This window comes from Falsiroseomonas oryziterrae (genome assembly GCF_021864505.1).
In the GTDB taxonomy this organism is placed as follows: domain Bacteria; phylum Pseudomonadota; class Alphaproteobacteria; order Acetobacterales; family Acetobacteraceae; genus Falsiroseomonas; species Falsiroseomonas oryziterrae.
Genome location: NZ_JAKJIB010000410.1, coordinates 1 through 3,131, shown reverse-complemented (window position 1 = coordinate 3,131; position 3,131 = coordinate 1). Strand labels below are relative to the sequence as shown.

The 3,131-nt window shown below is 74.7% G+C and carries 3 protein-coding genes; all 3 read right to left on the bottom strand.

The window, feature by feature from the left end:
- Positions 1-392 (bottom strand): hypothetical protein (locus tag L2I40_RS21115; protein WP_237217161.1); only part of this gene is annotated, 392 nt, incomplete at its 3' end.
- A 159-nt stretch (positions 393-551) separates the two neighbouring features.
- Complete coding sequence (locus tag L2I40_RS21110; RefSeq protein WP_237217160.1) at positions 552-1,064, bottom strand: GNAT family N-acetyltransferase; 513 nt, start codon at positions 1,062-1,064, stop codon at positions 552-554.
- Between the two features lie 139 nt (positions 1,065-1,203).
- Positions 1,204-3,131, bottom strand: a 1,928-nt coding sequence (locus tag L2I40_RS21105) for a DUF4175 family protein (protein WP_237217158.1), incomplete at its 5' end; no start/stop codon positions are given.

Sequence of the window (3,131 nt, the reverse complement as noted above, 5' to 3'; positions counted from 1 at the left end):
GCGGCGAGCCAGGCCGGCGCCTGCTCCGCCGGGGAGAGCGTGACCTGCCAATGGCCGATCAGGCAGCCCAGCGGGGCCGGCAGCCCGGGATGGAGGCGGCCCGCGGCGCGTGCGCCGGCCGCGCCGGTCAGGCCGGCGCGACGCAGCGTGTTGGCCATCACCTGCACCATCGGGCCGCGGAAGCCGTCGCCCGCCGATGGCAGGTCGAGCGCGGTCCGCACGGCCAGCTGCTCGAGGCCGAGGCAGGGCGAGGAGGTGCGTTCCTTGATGCCGGGCACGCCGACGAAGCCGATCAGCAACGCCAACGGCACGCCGAACAGCAGCCAGCCCGCGCCGCCGGGCCTCGCGCCGCGCGCGCCAGCAGGACCAGGCCAGAGATCGCTTCCCGACATGCCCCCCTTCGTCCATCCGCCTGGCGGAACGTACCGCGTGCGGATGCTACCGCGTCCTGCGCGTCCTGCGCGAGGGCGGAGCGGGCGGCACGACCATCGGCGGTGCCGGCGTGGCCGCCTTGCCACGCCGCAGACGGGCGTGCCCTTCGCCGGTCGGCCTCAGCGAAGATGCAGGCGGAATTCCTGCTCCTGCACCTCGACGCCCCAGGTGCGATCCCAGGCCTCGTGCACCAGGCGGAAGCCGGCCTGCTCGTAGAGATGGCGCGCGGCATGCAGCCCGGCGAAGGTGGTCAGCCAGACCTCCCGGAAGTTGCGCGCCTCGCAGAAGGCCAGCGCCTGGCCGAGCAGCCGGCGCCCGAGGCCGCCTCGCACGCTGTCGTCCACGAAGAACCACCGCAGCCGCGCCTCGGGTGCCGCACGACCGTCGATCACGATCGAGCCGACCACGGAAGGGCCGTAGACCCCGGCCACCTGGGCGATCCACACGCCGCAATCGGGGTGCGGCAGGGCGCGGGCGAAGTCGCCCACCTCGGCGGCCACCTTCGCCTCGAAGGGCAGACCGAAGCCCCAGTTCCGGGCGTACCAGGCCGCCTGCATCTCCACGACATGCGCGAGCGCGCCGGGTGGCGGCGTCTCGGTGACGGTCACATGCTGGATCTTGGTCTGGAGCATGGGCGCGGCCTCCGCAGGGAGCCCGCGCTCCGTGGCGCGGGGGCGCAGCAATGCCGCCTCGTTAATCATTCCGCAACTGTTTTTCGCCCTATGCGTGTATTTTTCAGCCGCAAGTTAACTTGAGGCTGATGCCCGGGCTTCAGAAGCGCCGCAACAGCCTGTCGATGTAGTCCAGCTCCTCCTGCGGGCGGCCGCGCTCCGCGCCGCGCCGGCGCAGTTCCTCCTGCAGCTGCCGGGTGCGGAGCTGCTCGGCCTCGTCCGGCACCCGGGTGTCGGAGCCGGCATCCTGCGCGCCCGGCGCCTCCCGCGTCCGGCGGCCGAGCGGGTCGCGGCCGGGGCCCTGGTCCTGCGCCTGGTCCTGGCCTTCGCCTTCGCCCTGGCCCTCGCCGACCATGTCGCCGGGCTCCTCGCCCTCCTCCTCGCCCTCGCCGTCCTGCTGGCCGAACTGGCGCTGCATCTGCTGCGCCATCTGCCGCGCACCTTCCTGCAGCTCCCGGATGGCGCGCTGCTGCGCCTGGCGCGCGTCGCGGCCCTCGGTCAGCTGTTCCTGCGCCTCGCGCATCGCCTGGTCGGCGCGGCCGAGCTGCGGCGGCACCTCGCCGGTCAGGTCGCCGAATTGCTGCATCACCTCGCCCAAGGCACGACGCAGGGCACGCTGGGTGCGCGCCTCGCGCCCGGCTTCGGTGCGGGCCTGCGCCTCGGCCTCGGCGCGCTGCTGCTGCTGTTGCTGCTCCTGCTGCGGCGTCGGGCGGATCCAGGGGGTGCGGCTCTGCTGCTGCTGCGCGCGGCGCTCCGCCTCGCGCCGCTGGGTCTCCGCCTCGGCGCGTTGGTGGCCGCTGTCGAGCATGCGGGTCTGGCGCTGCACCATGTCCTGCACCACGCCCATCTGCTGCTCGCCGCGCTGGCGCTGCTGGCGGCGCCGCTCCTGCTGCTCGTTGCGCGCGGTGCGGCCTTCCTCCAGCCCGCGCAGCATCTCCTCGAGCTCGGCCAGCTCCCGCTCGGCGTCCTGCATGCGGTCCTGGCGGTTCGCCTCGCGCATGCGGTCGGTGCGGCGGTCGAGGTCGCGCCGGTCCATCAGCCGATTCTGCGGGTCGAAGGGCATCGATTCGGCATTCTCGCGCTGCAGCCGCTCCGCCAGCGCCTCGAGGTGGCGGCGGATCGCGTCGCGCAGTTCCTGGATGCGCCGCTCCGTCTCGGTGCGCTGCTGCGCGTCGCGGTCCTGCCGCTCGGCCTGCTGCTGGTTCTGCTGCGGCTCCTGCCGTTCGCCGTCCTGGCGCTCGCCCTCGCGTCGCTCGCTCTCCTGGCGCTCGGCGTTCCGGCGCTCCTGCTCGCGGCGCTCCTGGTTGCGGCGCGCTTCCTCGAGCTGGCGGTTCGCTTCCTGCAGCGCCTCGCGCAGCGCCTCGCGCGCCTGCTGCAGGGCGCGCGCGGTGCGGTCGGCGCGGCCTTCCTCCAGCGCCAGCGCGGTCTCCCACAGGATCTCCTGCGCCTCGGGCACCGCCTCGGCGCGGCGGTCGCGGAGCAGCCGGTGGCGAGCCGAGCGCAGCGCGAGATAGGTCGTGGTGTCGTGCTCGAAGGCCTCCGGCGCGCCGGCGATCCGGTCGAGCTCGCGCCGCGCCTCCACGCGCCCGTTCGGATCGACCGACAGCGCCTTGCGCAGCGCGATGAGCTGCTGCGCGACGGGATGGGTGAAGCTGCGCTCCGGCAGGGTCACGGTGGCGGTGTCGGACACGCCCTCCTGCCCGGCACCGTCGCGCGCCCGCAGCACGATCTCGACCTCGAGCCCGGCCCAGGGATGCGCCGAGAGATCGGGCCCGGCCACGCCGCGCGCGGTCTTGGGCTGCCCGGAGGGCAGCGGGATCTCGATCACATGCGGGGCCGCGCTCGGCCGCGCCTTCAGCCGGATCTCGGCGGACAGCGCGGCGACGCCCCAGTCATCCTCGACCCGCCAGGGCAGGCGCGTCGCGAGCCCGCGCGGCGCGCGGCCGGGGGCTTCGGCGAAGTAGGCGCGCGGCGCCTGGTCGGCCTGCACGGTCAGCGTCCAGCCCGCGACGTCCGCGCCGTCGCGGC

Coding starts and splice junctions, on each gene's coding strand:
- L2I40_RS21110 (WP_237217160.1), bottom strand. CDS start 1,064: ATGCTCCAGACCAAGATCCAGCATGTGACCGTCACCGAGACGCCGCCA.